At 68.4% G+C, this 15,487-nt stretch carries 11 protein-coding genes; 9 read left to right on the forward strand and 2 right to left on the reverse strand.

The window, feature by feature from the left end:
• The first annotated feature begins 11 nt into the window (after positions 1-11).
• From C1746_RS13570 to hppD, 7 genes are all read left to right on the forward strand, one after another.
• Positions 12-1,223 carry a tRNA dihydrouridine synthase gene (locus C1746_RS13570; protein ID WP_116715086.1) on the forward strand — a complete coding sequence of 404 codons (1,212 nt, stop codon included), beginning with the start codon at positions 12-14 and terminating at the stop codon, positions 1,221-1,223.
• The gene (locus tag C1746_RS13575) at positions 1,220-1,813 is read left to right on the forward strand and encodes a Maf family protein (RefSeq protein ID WP_116715087.1); all 594 of its coding nucleotides are present in this window, start codon (positions 1,220-1,222) and stop codon (positions 1,811-1,813) included. The genes C1746_RS13570 and C1746_RS13575 overlap by 4 nt, the downstream gene beginning before the upstream one ends.
• A 56-nt stretch (positions 1,814-1,869) precedes the next feature.
• Positions 1,870-4,155 carry a putative bifunctional diguanylate cyclase/phosphodiesterase gene (locus tag C1746_RS13580; protein ID WP_116715088.1) on the forward strand — a complete coding sequence of 762 codons (2,286 nt, stop codon included), beginning with the start codon at positions 1,870-1,872 and terminating at the stop codon, positions 4,153-4,155.
• Between the two features lie 45 nt (positions 4,156-4,200).
• Positions 4,201-6,570 carry a DNA gyrase/topoisomerase IV subunit A gene (locus C1746_RS13585; RefSeq protein ID WP_116715089.1) on the forward strand — a complete coding sequence of 790 codons (2,370 nt, stop codon included), beginning with the start codon at positions 4,201-4,203 and terminating at the stop codon, positions 6,568-6,570.
• Positions 6,571-6,683: 113 nt separating this feature from the next.
• On the forward strand, positions 6,684-7,229 hold the full coding sequence (locus C1746_RS13590; RefSeq protein ID WP_116715090.1) for a hypothetical protein: 546 nt from the start codon (positions 6,684-6,686) through the stop codon (positions 7,227-7,229).
• Between the two features lie 75 nt (positions 7,230-7,304).
• Positions 7,305-8,615: a hypothetical protein gene (locus C1746_RS13595; RefSeq protein ID WP_162867729.1), complete on the forward strand. Its 1,311-nt coding sequence runs from the start codon at positions 7,305-7,307 to the stop codon at positions 8,613-8,615.
• Between the two features lie 485 nt (positions 8,616-9,100).
• Positions 9,101-10,291, forward strand: coding sequence for a 4-hydroxyphenylpyruvate dioxygenase (hppD, locus tag C1746_RS13600; RefSeq protein WP_205711925.1), 1,191 nt, complete (start codon positions 9,101-9,103; stop codon positions 10,289-10,291).
• A 3-nt stretch (positions 10,292-10,294) separates the two neighbouring features.
• Here the strand turns inward: hppD and tal are convergent, their stop codons facing one another.
• Positions 10,295-11,380, reverse strand: a complete 1,086-nt coding sequence (gene tal, locus C1746_RS13605; RefSeq protein WP_116715093.1) for a transaldolase — start codon at positions 11,378-11,380, stop codon at positions 10,295-10,297.
• The gene (tkt, locus tag C1746_RS13610) at positions 11,377-13,386 is read right to left on the reverse strand and encodes a transketolase (RefSeq protein WP_240598908.1); all 2,010 of its coding nucleotides are present in this window, start codon (positions 13,384-13,386) and stop codon (positions 11,377-11,379) included. Before tkt ends, tal begins: the two co-directional genes overlap by 4 nt.
• A gap of 120 nt (positions 13,387-13,506) precedes the next feature.
• Here tkt and C1746_RS13615 point away from each other — a divergent pair, with 120 nt between their 5' ends.
• Together C1746_RS13615 and C1746_RS13620 are read left to right on the forward strand one after the other, a co-directional pair.
• Positions 13,507-14,541, forward strand: coding sequence for a COX15/CtaA family protein (locus C1746_RS13615; RefSeq protein WP_162867730.1), 1,035 nt, complete (start codon positions 13,507-13,509; stop codon positions 14,539-14,541).
• Positions 14,538-15,482 carry a heme o synthase gene (locus C1746_RS13620; RefSeq protein ID WP_116715096.1) on the forward strand — a complete coding sequence of 315 codons (945 nt, stop codon included), beginning with the start codon at positions 14,538-14,540 and terminating at the stop codon, positions 15,480-15,482. The genes C1746_RS13615 and C1746_RS13620 overlap by 4 nt, the downstream gene beginning before the upstream one ends.
• The last annotated feature ends 5 nt before the right edge of the window (positions 15,483-15,487 follow it).

Consider the following 15,487-nt stretch of genomic DNA (forward strand, 5'->3'; position numbering starts at 1 on the left):
CCATCGGAGGTATGACTCCCCTGGTGCTCGATGGCGGGCGTCGGCAGGTCACCGCCGACCCGCCTGTGGTGCTCGCCCCCATGGCCGGTGTGACCAACGTGCCCTTTCGGACGTTGTGCCGCCGGTACGGCGGCGGCCTGTTCGTCAGCGAGATGGTCGGTGCCCGCGCGCTGATCGACGCTGAGGAGCAGGGTGCCATCGCCGCTGTTCAGGAGGAGGTGGCGGAGGGCAAGTACGACGACCAGCGACCCACAGGCCGCGAGAAGCGCCTCCTGCGCGCAGCGTTCGGTCCGGACGAGGTGCAGCGGTCCATCCAGCTGTACGCCACGGAGCCCGCCCACCTCCGTGAGGGTGTCGCGGTCCTCGACCGCCACGACCTGGTCGACCACATCGACCTCAACTTCGGCTGTCCCGCACCTAAGGTCACCCGGCACGGTGGGGGAGCGGCACTGCCGTGGCGCACCGGCCTGTTCTTCGAGCTGGTGGCAGCGGCGGTTGAAGCCGCTGGTGGTCGTCCGGTGACGGTGAAGGTCCGCAAGGGCATCGATGATGATCACCTGACGTATCGTGACGCCGGCCGCGCGGCTCGTGACGCGGGGGCCGTGGCGATCACCCTCCACGGGCGGACCGCGGAGGAGGCGTACGCCGGCCACGCCGACTGGGACTCGATCGCGACGCTCGTCGAGACGGTCGGCGACGACATGGCGGTCCTGGGCAACGGCGACATCTGGGCGGCTGAGGATGCGCTGCGCATGATCGACCACACCGGCTGTCACGGGGTGGTGGTCGGCCGTGGCTGTCTGGGTCGCCCATGGCTGTTCCGCGACCTGCAAGCGGCGTTGACCGGCCAGCCGGTGCCGCCACCACCCGGCTTGACCGAGGTCTGCGCGATGTTGGCCGAGCACGGTGAGCTCCTGGTCGCCCACATGGGTGAGCTCGCCGGCATGCGGGACATCCGCAAGCACGTCAACTGGTACCTCCAGGGCTTTGCGATCGGCAAGGCTGTCCGATTGCGGCTCCGGCAGGTGGAGCGCCTGGACGAACTCCGCTCGCTGCTCGCGGACCTGGACGAGCCGGCGCCCATGCCTGCGGGTGCCATGCAGATGCGGCGAGGCCACACCCACGGCCCGAAGCCGGTCAAGTTGCCACACGGATGGCTGGCTTCCCGCGACCATCGCGCCCCACTGGCCCGCGAGGCCGCAGCGGTGGTGAGTGGCGGATGAGCCGGCTGGTGCTGGCCTCCGCATCCCCCCGTCGCCGTGATCTGCTTCACGACCGACTGGGTCTGGAGGTGGTCGTGGTCCCAGCCGATGTGGACGAGTCCCCACGGCACGGCGAATCCCCCTCCGCCATGGTCCAACGCCTGGCGCGCCGGAAGGTCTCGGCCGTCGAGGTCGAGCCGGACGATCTGGTCGTGGCAGCCGACACCGTCGTCATCTCCGACGGGGAGGTGCTGGGCAAACCAGCCACGGACGAGCGGGCCACGATGATGCTGCGGGGCCTGTCCGGTCGGGAGCACTCCGTGCTGACCGGGGTCGCGGTCAAGTTGGGTCCGCAAGGGGCGTCTGGGGTCGAGCGGACCAAGGTCCGGTTCCGGCGTCTCAGCCCCTCGGAGATCGAGGGGTACGTCGCGACGGGCGACCCGCTGGACAAGGCCGGCGGCTACGGCATTCAAGGCATCGCGGGCGCGTTCGTCGAGCACATCGAGGGCACCGAGACCGGCGTGATCGGGCTACCGCTCGGCCGTTTGGCGGTCCTCGTCGCCAGCGTCGGGGCGAACCTGATGGACTACCGGCGAGACGCGATCAGCTGAGTTCCATTGCGTAGTATCCCAACCACGCAGTGTGCGATCCGGTACCCTCGTCCGGTATGCCGTCCTCGCTGACCGTCTGGGTTCTGGTCGGTATGTGTGCGGTCGTGTCACTGATTGCGGCGCCGCGGGACGCCCTGATCGGTGCCGCTGTTTCGTTGGCGCTCGGCTCCATCGGTGTCGCCATTGCGCTCTGGCGAGCCCGGACGATGGGCGGCGATGCGGCTCGACCCTGGATCTTCTTCGCACTCGGCGGCGTGTCCAGCATCGCCTACGACACCACCGCCACTGTCTTTCCCCGTTCACCCGATGTCTTGGGGGTCTCGCTGACCCACGTCCTCAGCGTGGCCATCGCCGCGTTCTTCCTGTCCGGGGTCATCTCACTCCTCACGCGTCGTCGCCAGGGCTATGCCGAGGATGTGCTCTTGGCCGCCAGCGTGGCTGCGGCCGTGCCCGTCGTGCTGCTCTGGGAGCTCGCGGGCGCCGCCGCAGTCGAGAACGGGGTTGCAGGTACGACCGTCGGCGTCGAACTGCTGCGGCTGTGGGTCAACGCCACCATGGTCCTCACCGTGGTCGCCCTGCTGCGTGGTCGCCGTCGCAGTGTGACGGTCATGCTCATCGGCGTTGCCGCCGTGTCGTTCACCACCGCCTCGATCCTGACAGCGCTCCACCTCCCTGGCGTGCTGGACCAGCTCCCAGGTGCGCTGATTCCTCCATCGGCCGAGGTGGTGTCGCTGATCGGAGGTGCCGCAGCCGTGGCGGCCGCACTGCATCCCTCCGCCACCGCTCTGGCTGAGCGGGTCAGTGCCGAGCTGCCGCTGGTCAAGCGACGCAACGTCGTACTGCTCTTCGCGGTACTCATGGCCATACCGGCCGGGGCGCTCCTCGGCCCGAAGACCCCATCCGACAGCACGGCGTATGCGATCTTCGGTGTCGCGATCTCGGTGGTCGTCGCCGTGAGAGCGACCGCGCTGCTCACGGATCGCAACGCCCTGCTCCGTCGGTTCGAGGCGATGACGGTGTCGCTCCGAGAGCAGGCGACCACCGACGCCCTCACCGGCCTACCGAACCGGCCCGCCATAACCGCCCACCTCGAGGAGGTGTTGGCCGAGCGACGAGCGGACCTTCGCTCCTGCGCGGCCATCTTCGTCGACCTCGACGACTTCAAGATCATCAACGACTCGCTGGGCCACGACGCCGGCGACGAGTTGCTGCGTCTCGTCGCCGAGCGTCTGCGCAGCACACTGCACGCTGACGAACGGGTCGGACGGTTCGGTGGTGATGAGTTCGTCGTCGTCATCCCGGTGGTCAAGGGCGTGGAGGACGCACGACGACGTGCGGTCACGGTGCTCGAGAGCCTGCACCTGGTCACCGTCGTCAGGGGGCACGAGGTCCAGGTGAAGCCAAGCCTCGGGTTGTGCGTCAGCCGTGGCATGGACGAGACACCGGAATCGATGCTGCGGGACGCCGACGCGGCCATGTACGCCGCGAAGCGGGGCTCCTCGCCGGTCGTGTTCGACGCCGGGTTGTACGACTCAGCGCTCGATCGCCTAGATCTGCAGCAGAGGCTGCGGCGGGCCCTGGATGGCGACGAGATCCACGCAGCGTTCCAGCCAAAGGTCAGGCTCGATCGCGGGACGATCGGCGGGGTGGAGGTGCTGGCCCGGTGGCGCCTCAGCAGCGGAACGATGGTCTCGCCGGACCGGTTCATCCCGATCGCTGAGCAGAGCGGGCTCATCCACCGGCTGGGACGTCGGATGATCGAGTTGGCCTGTCGGGAGATGCTGACGTGGCGGGCGGCCGGCGTGGAGGTTCCGGTGTCGATCAACGTCTCGGCGGCCGAACTGGTCAGGCCGGACTACCCCGCGACGATGCGTTTGATCCTTGCCCGCTTCGACGTCAACCCGACCATGATCACATTGGAGTTGACCGAGCGGGACCTCGGTGACGTCGCGGCCGTGACCACCGCCTTCGACCGACTCCGCGCCGACGGCATCCGCATCTCGATCGACGACTTCGGCACGGGCTTCTTCTCCCTCACCCATCTTCGCCGTCTGCCCGTGGACGAGGTGAAGATCGATCGTGGCTTCGTCGACGGGGTCGACCGGGACGACCGCGACCGGGCGATCGTGCGAGCGGTCATCGAGTTGGCGACCGGTCTGGATCTTGAGGTCGTGGCAGAGGGTGTTGAGACCCGTGAGCAGGCCGTGGTGCTTCGGGATCTGCGCTGTCCGGAGGCGCAGGGGTACCTGTGGGGGGCGCCGATGGACGCAGACGAGGTCGGCCGGAAGCTCATCGAGTTCCTCGCGCCCCACGCGGCAGCCAGGCCAGCGTCAGAGGTGTAGCACCACCTCCATGGCTGCGTCCCGCCGCCTTGTCACACTGGGTCCATGAACGCACAAGGATCCTTGCTCGAGGACGGAACGATCGAAGACGTCGACATCGCCGAGCGCATGGAGCAGTCGTTCCTCGACTACTCGATGTCCGTCATCGTCGGCCGGGCACTGCCTGACGTCCGGGACGGACTGAAGCCGGTGCAGCGGCGGATCCTGCACGCCATGAACGAGGCTGGCCTGCGGGCCGACGCCCAGTACCGCAAGTGCGCCTCGGTCATCGGCGACGTGATGAAGAAGTACCACCCGCACGGGGACTCCTCGATCTACGACGCGCTCGTGCGGATGGCGCAGGAGTTCGCGATCCGGGAACCGCTGGTGGACGGCCGCGGGAACTTCGGCAGCGTGGACGGGGACTCGGCAGCCGCGTTCCGCTACACCGAGTGCAAGCTCTCCCCGCTCGCGATGGAGATGCTCGCCGGGATCAACGAGGAGACCGTCGACTTCGCCCCGAACTACGACGGGTACGAGGTCGAGCCACAGGTCCTCCCCAGCCGGTTCCCGAACCTGCTCGTCAACGGGTCCACCGGCATCGCCGTCGGGATGGCCACCAACATCCCGCCGCACAACCTGGTCGAGACCATCGACGCGGCCCTGCTGCTGATGCGCCAGCCCAGCGCCTCATTGGACCAGATCATGGAGGTCCTGCCGGCCCCCGACTTCCCCACCGGTGCCCAGATCGTCGTCGGCGACGGCATCCGTGACGCCTACGAGACCGGGAAGGGTGCGGTCACCATGCAGGCCGTGGCCGCCACCGAGACCCGGTCGGGGGGCCTTCCTCGCATCGTCATCACCGAGATTCCCTATCAGGTCAACAAGGCCACCCTGCTCACCAAGATCGCCGACCTGGTCAAGGACAAGAAGGTCGACGGGATCCGGGACCTGCGCGACGAGTCGTCGCGTGACGGCATGCGGATCGTCATCGAGCTCAAGCGAGGCGAGAACCCGTCAACGACGCTGGAGCGCCTCTACGACCTGACCGACCTGCGGACGAACTTCAACGTCAACTTCGTGGCGCTGGACGGTGGCCGGCCGAAGACGATGGGCCTGCTGGAGGCCCTTCACGCCTACATCGCGCACCAGCGTGAGGTGTTGACCCGGCGCACCGGCTACCGGCTGCGCAAGGCCGAGGAGCGGTTGCACATCCTGCTCGGCTATCTGATCGCGCTGGACAACCTGGACGCGGTCATCGCGTTGATCCGCGCATCCGACTCCGCGTCCGAGGCCCGGGCCGGGCTGATGCGGGAGTTCGGGATGAGCGAGATCCAGGCGGGGGCTGTCCTCGACATGCAACTGCGCCGACTGGCCAAGCTGGAACGGCAGAAGATCCAGGACGAACACGATGAGCTCCAGACCCTGATCGGAACCCTGCGGGCGATCTTGGAGGATCCGGCCCAGCTCGACCGGCTGCTGGCGGCCGAGCTGAACGAGATCTCCGAAGCCCATGGCAACCCCCGACGCTCCCGCCTGGGTGAGGTGGCGGAGGGTGAGGACGCCGAGGAGGGCGTCCTGCTCGCGGCGCAGAACGTCACCACGTACGTGACGGCCGGTGGCTACCTCAAGCCCGTGGCACGCAAGCGGCTGACCAAGCCCCACAACGCCGCGCACGACCCGGTGGTCGCGGTCCTCAGGGGAGCCGCCGACGATGTGCTGCTGCTCGTCGGGGCAGACGGTGGCGGGTACCGCGTCGATGCCGATGAGCTGCAGGTCTCCTCGATGCGGCAGCGAGGCACCACGGTGGAGTCACTGCTCGACACCGGGCTCACGGCACCGATCGTGGGTGCCGTCGTCCTGGCGCAGGCCGACTTCGTCCTGACCGTGTCGGCACAGGGGATCGTCAAGCGCAGTGAGCGAGCGGAGTACGAGGGCCGCGTCCGCGCCACGGCTGCAGCCGGTGTGAAGTCCGGGGATGAGATCGTGGCGGTGCTGGCCGTGGCGGAATCCGACGAGGTCATGGTCGCGCACAGCGGCGGGCAGGCGATCCGCTTCGCCGTCGCGGACGTCAACGCCATGGGTCGACGCGCGAGTGGCGTGGCCGGTCTGAACGTCCCGAAGGGTGAGCGGGTGGTGGCGGCCTCGGTGGTCGAGGAGGCGGCCGACGTGATCGTGCTCGCGACGGACGGGTCGGCGAAGATCGTGGATGCCAGCGAGTTCCCGACCCAGGGCCGCGGTGGCAAGGGTGTCCTCACCGGTGCGGAGCCGCTGGCCTACGCCGGGGCCTGCCGAGCGCTGCACGTGCCGACCGGGGAGGGGTATGTGATCCTGCGGCCCGAGACGTTGACGCCGATGTCGCGGTCGCGCGGGCCAGCACCAGCGGTCGGGACGGTCACCGGGATCTGCGTCGGGGAGCGGGACGAAGAGGAGTAAAGGGGTGCGAGCTGCAGCTAGCACTTTTTCGTACTGAGGTCTCAATACTCTCTGTGCAACTGCCGAGACAATGGGTAATCGCAGTCAATCCCACGAACACCTCGGGAGCACCCATGATCTCAGCTCGACCCGTCAACCTTCGCAAGATGGCGGCAGCCGCCGCGTCGCTGGCGGCTGTGGCCGCGTTTGCCGTCCCAGCCGCGGCCGACGAGACCACACTGACCTTGACCTTGACCAACAACGGACTGCTCAGCATCAGCGCTCCCGAGTCGGCATCCGCCACCGGCGAGGTCGACCCGTTGGCCTCCTCCGCCGCGTTCGACATCAACGGCGTCGTCATCTCTGACCAGCGCACCCTGCCGGGCGTCTACACCGCGACCGCGCAGGCCACCAACCTGGTCGACGGCGACAACACCATCTCGAACGTCGGGATGATCTGGGCCACCGACTCGATCACCAACTCGCAGAACAACCCGGTCACCGGCCCGGCCGTCGGTGGTGGCGGCTCCCTCGCGGCCCCTGTCCCGATTGCCATTGGGTCCGGGCTGGGGACCCTTGGCGCTGACGCGTGGACCGTTGACGGCACCATCACCGTGGCCATCCCGGCAGGTCAGGCGCCCGGTACCTACACCAGCACGCTGACCACCTCGGTCAGCTAGTCACCGCCCGAGTACTTCGGTGCTGATCCCCGTCACGACTCAGGTCGCGGCGGGGATCTGCCGATAGGAGACAGCGTGACACGCACAGCAACTCCAAAATCCCGCACGACGAACGCTCTCGTCCGGGCACTGCTGGTCGCGTCCCTCGGTCTCCTGCTCCTCCCTGTGCCAGGGTCCGCGCAGGAAGGTAACCCACCTGGTGTCGGCATTCGGCTCCTCGAGGCGCCCGCTGAGCTGGCCGACGACCCACGCGCGCAGAACTACGTCATCGACCACGTTGAAGCCGGGACGACAATTGAGCGGGACTTCGAAATCGGCAACGGGGATCCGGAGGACTTCGAGGTCTCCCTCTACAGCGCCGGGGCGGAGATCACCGACAGCGCATTCATCGCTTTCGATGACGATCAGCAGAACGACCTCGCCTCCTGGATCTCCGTCGCGCCGGATTCGCTGCTGGTCCCTTCCGAGGGACGTGTGCGAAGCACGCTGCGGATCGACGTACCAGAGAACGCTGCTGACGGGGAGCGATACGCCGTCGTCTTCGCCGAGCGCAGCAGTGCTGACCAGGGCGGGTTACAGCTGGTGCAGCGCGTGGGAATCAGGGTCTACCTCTCCGTCGGCGACGGTCCGGCCCCAGTCTCCGACTTCGAGATCACGTCGTTCACAGCCATGCGGGACGAGAGCGGTGAGCCGGGCCTCGAGGCACGAATCGCCAACACGGGCGGCCGCGCACTCGACCTTCAAGGTGAGGTCATGCTGACCGACGGCCCCGGGGGCGTGAGCGCCGGTCCCTTCGACGTTGAGTTGGGCACGACCCTGGCACCCGGTGGCTCCACCGATGTCCAGTTGCTGTTGGACCCCGAGCTGCCAGATGGTCCCTGGCTGGCCACTCTGACGGTGAGCTCAGGGACCTTGGAGAAGCAGGCGCAGGCCACCATCACCTTCCCCCAGGCTGGCAACCTGCCGAACGTCATCGAGGTGGACGCGCCCTCGCGCAGCGGGCTGGACATCGGTGCCGGCGTCATCGGCGGTGGGGCGGTCGGGCTTCCGCTCTGGCTGTTGTGGCGTCGCCGCAAGAAGAAGAAGGACGAGGATGAGGCGTCCACGCCGGCCGACGAGTCAACGCCTGCAGACACGGCCACCTCGGCCGAACGTGAACCGGCCGCCAACCCCGATCCCGTTGCCCCGTCCGACGCCGAAATAGCGGTTCCCGCGACGGCCGAGCCCCGGCAGGGGAGCGAGCAGCCCGAAACTGCGGGGGCGCCACCTCGCCCCGAGGCAGTCGCGGTACCCCCTCCGGCGGGCCGGCCGGGCACTCCTCCGCCACCACCGGGCGCTCCGTCGCGCCGGGCGGTCTCAACGGTGCCCCCGCCGTCGTCCAGCTGAGAACCGGGCGGGGTCCCCTCCTCCTCGGCGCGGGTTGACCGCCGTACCAACTGACTCACCGCACAGATCGACCATCACGCGCGGCCAGCTCCCAACAACTCTGGGTGTGGTCGCAGGTCAGCGGCACAGCGCGGACGACCTGCGCACACATCGACCAGGGGTCCGAGGTCCCCGTCGCTCGAAATCGGTCGATCCGTGACATCCGACGGGACTGGCGGGCTCCGACCTGGCCCCCGGCTCAACCCGGCCGCCGCGCCCACCGGTCCGGGCAGGTGGTCGGTTCGTCACCGGCGGCTCGGGCGGACGGGACAGATCGACCGGATCGAGCCGGCAGAGCGAACCCTCTGCGTCGACTTGGTTGCAGGATCCGGCTCCGACTGTTGAACTCGGACTCCTCTCGACCATCACGCGAAGGAGACCCGATGAGCAGGAACGAGACACCCGCAGCCGGGAGTTCGACCCCCAGCGATTCGACGCTCAACCCCATGCTGACCGACACCGAGCGGTTGGCCGGGCTCGGAACGGATCAGCTGAAGCGCCTGGTCGGGCTGGTGGAGTACGACGTCGACGACGACCCCTTCCCGGTGACGGGGTGGGACGCAGTGGTGTTCGACGTCGGCAACGCCCTCCACACGACCCACTTCTTCGCCACTGCGTTGGGCATGACCGTGGAGGCCTACTCCGGCCCCGAGACCGGTAACCGCGACCACAAGGCCTACGTCCTGCGCAGCGGCGCGATCCGCTTCGTGGTCCGGGGCGCCGTGGAGCCCGACAGCCCGGTGGCTGACCACCATCGCCAGCACGGAGACGGCGTGACGGACATCGCGCTCGAGGTGCCGGACGTCGACACCTGCATCGACCATGCTCGCGCCATGGGCGCCAAGGTGCTGGTCGACCCCCACGACGTCGAGGACGACGACGGTGTCGTCCGTCTCGCAGCCATCGCCACCTACGGAGAGACCCGTCACACCCTGGTCGACCGCTCACGCTACGACGGCATCTACCTGCCGGGCTTCGTCCCTCGACAGTCCACCCTGGTCCGGCCCGAGGGTGCGCCCAAGCGCATCTTCCAGGCCCTCGACCACGTGGTCGGCAACGTCGAGTTGGGTGAGATGGACACCTGGGTGGAGTTCTACAACCGCATCATGGGCTTCACGAACATGGCGGAGTTCATCGGCGACGACATCGCAACCGACTACTCCGCCCTCATGAGCAAGGTCGTGGCCAGCGGCAACCACCGGGTGAAGTTCCCGCTCAACGAGCCCGCCGTGGCCAAGAAGCGCTCACAGATCGATGAGTACCTGGAGTTCTACGGCGGGCCCGGCGTCCAGCACCTGGCGCTTGCCACCGGCGACATCCTGGCGTCCGTCGACGCCATGCGAGCTCAGGGTGTGGAGTTCCTGGCCACCCCCGACTCATACTACACCGACCCCGAACTCCGGGCGCGGATCGGCGAGGTCCGAGTCCCGATCGAGGCGTTGCGGTCCCGCGGGATCCTGGTCGACCGCGACGAGGACGGCTACCTGCTGCAGATCTTCACCAAGCCGATCACCGATCGCCCGACCGTGTTCATCGAGCTGATCGAACGCCACGGGTCGCTCGGCTTCGGGAAGGGGAACTTCAAGGCGCTGTTCGAGGCCATCGAGCGTGAGCAGGAGAGCCGCGGCAACCTCTGACCGCTACAGCGCCTCGTCCACCGTCGCGACGGCCTCCTCGAAGCTCGCGATGAACTTCTCAACGCCCTCCGTCTCGAGCTCCTTCGTCACCTGATCCAGGTCGATGCCGGCGTCTGAGAGGGCGCTCAATGTCCGAACCGCCGCAGGCCCGGTTCCCGAGAGCCGGTCGGTCGGCTCGGCCCCGTGATCCCGCACCGCGTCCAAGGTTGCCTCGGGAACGGTGTTCACGGTGTTGGGCCCGACCAACTCGTCCACGTACAGCGTGTCGGGGTACGACGGGTCCTTGGTCGATGTGCTGGCCCACAGCGGCCGCTGCACGGCGGCGCCTGACGCGGACAGCTCCTTCCAACGCTCGCTCATGCACACCTCCATGAACGCGGTGAACGCAGCTTGGGCGTTGGCGATCGCGACCCGCCCACGGAGGTCGGAATCCTCGGGCAACATCGGATCGACCTTCGCATCGACACGGGACACGAAGAACGAGGCGACGCTGGCGATCGAGGCCAGGTTCCTTCCGGCGTCCCTGGCCTGGGCCAGCCCGTCCATGTAGGCCGACATCACCTGCTGGTAGCGATCGACGCTGAACAGCAGCGTCACGTTGACGTTGACGCCCTCGCCGATCAGCGCGGTGATGGCGGCAAGACCGGGCTCGGTCCCCGGCACCTTGACCATCAGGTTCGGCCGGTCGATCTTATTCCACAGGGCGCGGCCCTGCTCGATCGTGCCGTCGGTGTCGAACGCCTTGCTGGGGTCGACCTCGATCGAGACGTAGCCGTGCAGCCCGTCGGAGGACGCGTACAGGTCCGCGAACTGGTCACACGCGAAGGTGATGTCCGCCTTCATCACCTCCCACAGGATCGCGGCGGCGTCCTTGCCCTCCGCAGCCAACGACGCAACCTGCTCGTCGTACTCGTCCGACCCCGCGACGGCCGAGGCGAAGATGGAGGGGTTCGACGTCAGCCCGTAGATGTCGCCGTCGGAGATCAGCTGATCCAGGTAGTTGCCCTCACCGAGGTAGGACCGTTTGATCGAGTCAAGCCAGATGGCCTGTCCCTGCCGTTCGATCGCGGCCAGTCGTGATGTGCTCATGCCTCGTCGTCCTCCCAGTCGTTGTACAGGTCGCGGGCGGCGTCGGCCACCGATTCGGCGGTGAAGCCGAACTCCTCCATCAGCTCCGGTCCGGGGGCGGAGGCGCCGAAGTCGTCCATTGCGATGTGGTCGTCGGCCCACCGCTGCCACCCGAAGCTGACACCGGCTTCGACCGAGAGGACCGGTACCTCACCATTGCCCAGCAGGTCCTCGGCGTAGTCCTCCCCAGCCTCCTCCAGCAGCTCCATCGAGGGCATCGAGACGACCCGGACCACCAGGTCATCCTCGTCGGCCAGGATCGCCGCCGCCTCCACGCAGTGCTGGACCTCGGAGCCGGTGCCGACCAGGATCAGATCCGGGTCCTCGACGTCCTGCAGCGCGTATGCGCCCATGCCGACGGCGTCCGCATCGCTCCCGCTGAGGACCGGCAGGCCCTGACGGGAGAGCACCAGCGCCGTCGGCCCGTCCGTCCGCATCACCGCTTGGACCCAGGCCCCCACCGTCTCCCGCGCATCAGCCGGTCGGATGACCCGCAGGTTCGGCATGGCCCGCAGGGCCGCGAGGTGTTCCACGGACTGGTGGGTCGGACCGTCCTCACCCAAGCCGATCGAGTCGTGGGTGTACACGTAGATCACCCCCAGGCCGGTCAGGGCAGCCAGACGGACCGAGCCGCGCATGTAATCGCTGAAGGTGAGGAAGGTCCCGACGAACGGGCGGAGGCCGCCATGGAGGATCATGGCGTTGGCCATCCCTGCCATCGCGTGCTCGCGTACCCCGAAGTTGATGTTCCGCGCGGCGAACAGGTCGGCGGACACGGCGGCGGAGTTGTCGATCGTGGTCTTGGTCGAGCCCGCGAGATCCGCCGAGCCACCAACCAGCTCGGGGATCGCGGCGGCCAGCTTCTGGATCACGGCGCCGCTGGCCGCACGGGTGGCCTCGCTGTGGCCGTCCTCGAAGTCGGGGAGCTGGGAGTCCCAGTCCTCAGCCAGCTCACCGGCCATCGCCCGCTCCAGTTCCTCCGCCAGATCAGGGTGGTCGCTCGAGTAGGCGGCGTACAGCTCGTTCCAGGTCTCCTCGGCCGCGGAGCCACGATCGCCTTGACCGGCTGCGTCGTACACGCTGTCGGGGACCTCGAACGGCGCATTCTCCCAGCCGTAGGAGGCCTTGGCTGCCGCCGCCTCCTCCTCACCCAGCGGGGAGCCGTGGGACTTCGACGTCCCAGCCTTGGTCGGCGCGCCGTACCCGATCGTCGTTCGCACCCGGACGAAGGTCGGGCGACCGTCGGACGCCGCGGCTTGGGCGATGCCAGCGTCGACCGCCTCCAGATCGTTCCCGTCGGCGATCTCGAGAGTCCGCCACCCGTACGCCGCGTATCGGGCCACGACGTCCTCGTTGGAGAAGGACCACGACGCGGGCCCGTCCAGCGTGACCTCGTTGTCGTCCCAGAACATGATCAGCTTGCCCAGCTGCAGCTGGCCGGCGAGGGAACACGCCTCGGCGGCGACACCCTCCATCACATCGCCATCGCTGGCGATCACCCAGGTCCGGTGGTCGACGATGTCACCCTCCGGCTGGTTGAAGCGGGCGGCCAGCAGCCGTTCGGCCAGCGCGAACCCGACGCCGTTGGCCACACCCTGCCCCAGCGGTCCGGTGGTGGTCTCGACGCCTGGGGTGGCGAAGCTCTCCGGGTGACCGGGGGTGCGGGATTCGAACTGACGGAAGTCCTTGATGTCCTCGATGGCCAGGTCGTAACCGGTCAGGTGGAGCACCGAGTACAGCAGCATCGAGGCATGGCCGCACGACAGCACGAACCGGTCGCGGTCGATCCACCCCGGGTTGGTGGGGTTGTGCTTCAGGTGCCGCGTGAAGAGCGCGTAGGTCAGCGGCGCCAGGCCCATCGGCGCCCCCGGATGGCCTGAGTTGGCCCGCTCGACCGCGTCGATCGAGAGTGCGCGGATCGCGGCAACGGCCTGGTGGTCAGATTCGGTGTAGGGCTGAGCGGTCACGGCAGGCAGGCTACCGCCGATCACGGCCTCGTGAGCGAGCACGTCGGCCACGGCATGGTGAGAGGCATCTGTTGCCATCCGTCTTGGGTGGCAGGGGATCCGGCGCCTACTCTGGCCGTCATGTCCGACGTCATCTCGTCCGCCGACGCGCGGCCGGTCCGGGCCGGCTTCCGGCGCCTGGCCGTCGCCGCTGCCATCACCTCGCTGGTGGTGATCGCCGTGGGTGGTGCGACGCGCGCGACCGACTCGGGGCTGGCCTGCCCCACCTGGCCCGGGTGCTTCACCGGCGGAGACTTCCTGCCGCCCATCACGGGGGAGTTCGTCGACGGGCTGGGCCGCAACGTCACAGGCATCAACATCTGGCTGGAGCACTCCCACCGACTGGTGGCCGGGCTCCTCGCCGTGCAGGTGGCCGCCTTGCTGGTGTGGGTGCTGCGCCGCTACCGCCACGTCCCGGGCCTGCTGTGGCCGGTCGTCGTGGCTGCCGTGGCGGTCAACGTCCAGGCGCTGCTCGGCGCGCTGGTGGTGTGGAACCTGGTGCAGGCCGAGCTCGTCACGCTCCACCTGGGCCTCGGCACGGCCACGATGGTGCTCCTGATCTTCCTGGCGGCGCGGAGTCATGGAGCGGTCGCAACCGCGGGGTTGCGCCGACCGGCCGAGCCGAACCGGGCACGTCTGTGGCGCCTCTCGGTCATCACCACGGCGATGCTGTGGGGCCAGATCCTCATCGGTGGGCACCTGAGCGGCATCCACGGCGGCCTGGCCTTCAAGAGTCGACCGTTGCTGGGCATCTTCACCATCGGCCCGATCACCATCGAGGAGGAGGCGATCAACGTGGTCCACCGCTACCTCGCGTACGCCGTCGCGGCGCTGGTGATGGTGCTGGCCATCCGCATCAAGCGGTCCGTCGACGCCGCCGGGGGTCCGGCACAGCTGTGGGCCAGGGTGTCCGCAGGACTGGTGGGGCTGCAGATCGTCCTCGGCGTGACCAACCTCTACAGCGATCTGTCCTACGTCTCGGTCATCCCGCACCTCGCCGTCGCGTCGTGGATCCTGGCTGCCCTCACCATGACCACCATCCACCTGTGCGACCGCGATGACCTCGGTTCCGCTGCCAGGACGCCGGCACCGGACAGAATCGGCGCCGGAGTATGAGCCACCTCGAAGCTGCCGCAACCGCTCCGACCGATCCCCGGGGGTCGTCGGTCGGCGATGTGGTGCGGGCCTACGTGGCGGTCACCAAGCCGCGGATCGTCGAGCTGCTCCTGGTCACAACCCTCCCCGCCATGATCGTGGCTGAGCGGGGACTGCCGCCGGCCGGGCTGATCCTCGCGACGTTGCTCGGCGGCACTCTGGGGGCCGGCAGCGCCAACGCGTTCAACTCGATCATCGAGCGCGACAGCGACGCGCTGATGCAGCGCACCAGCCGTCGCCCGCTGCCGAACCACGCGATCTCGACCCGCGCTGCCGTGCTCTTCGCAAGCATCCTGGCCGTGGTCTCGTTCGTGGTGACCACGCTCTGGGTCAACCTGCTCACGGCCGCGCTGATCCTGGCTGCCAACGCGTTCTACGTGCTGGTCTACACGGCGTACCTGAAGCCCCGGACGGTGCAGAACATCGTCATCGGCGGTGCGGCCGGATGTGTCCCCGTCCTGGCCGGGTGGTCCGCCGTCACGGGGGAGCTCTCCCTCACGGCATGGTTGATGTTCGCCGTCGTGTTCCTGTGGACCCCACCACACTTCTGGGCACTGGCGATCCGCTATCGCGAGGACTACGCGGCGGCCTCGATCCCGATGCTGCCGGTGGTGGCGGGGACCCTGGAGACGACCCGCCAGATCATCGGTTACACGGTGCTGATGGTGGTGTTCACCCTGGCGCTCGGGTTGGTCGCGGAGGCGGGCGTCGTCTACCTGGTCGTCGCGCTGCTGCTCGGGGCCCGCTTCGTCCAGCTGGCGCTGCGTCTGCACCGCGCCGGGCTTGCCACGGATGACCCAGGTGATTCGGCACTGCACGCCGAGGCGATGGCCACCTTCCGCTACTCGATCGGTTACCTCGGGCTGGTCCTGTTCGCGTTGGCGGCCGGCGTGGTCTTCTAGGCCTA

Source organism: Euzebya tangerina (assembly GCF_003074135.1).
GTDB lineage: Bacteria > Actinomycetota > Nitriliruptoria > Euzebyales > Euzebyaceae > Euzebya > Euzebya tangerina.